This is a genomic window from Mesorhizobium sp. M2E.F.Ca.ET.219.01.1.1 (assembly GCF_004016445.2).
Taxonomy (GTDB): Bacteria; Pseudomonadota; Alphaproteobacteria; order Rhizobiales; family Rhizobiaceae; genus Mesorhizobium.
In genome coordinates this window covers 1-299 of record NZ_SADT02000224.1, presented here as the reverse complement: position 1 = coordinate 299, position 299 = coordinate 1, and the positions used below count along the sequence as shown (strand labels likewise).

Annotated in this window: 1 protein-coding gene; it reads left to right on the top strand. The window is 69.6% G+C overall.

Annotated elements, in window-relative coordinates; translation table 11 throughout:
• Positions 1–299 (top strand): DUF5682 family protein (locus EN862_RS35610; RefSeq protein WP_245519832.1); only part of this gene is annotated, 299 nt, incomplete at both ends.

Sequence of the window (299 nt, the reverse complement as noted above, 5' to 3'; positions counted from 1 at the left end):
CAGCCGCGGCACCTTCCGCGAGCGGTGGGTGCTGGCCTGGCAGCCGGAATATGCCGTTCGCCTGGTCGAGAACCTGGTCTATGGCCCGACCATTGAAAAGGCCGCCAACGGCCGCCTGGTCCAGATGATCGGTGCCGCCGCGACGCTCGACACCCTTGCCACGCTGGTCCAGAGCGCCATCACGGCGGCACTGAGCGAAGCCTCCGCCGCCGGCCTCGTCGCGCTGGAGGAAAAGGCGGCGCACAGCAGCGAGTGCCTGGAACTGCTGGCCTCGGTGCCGCCGCTGGCCGACATCATCC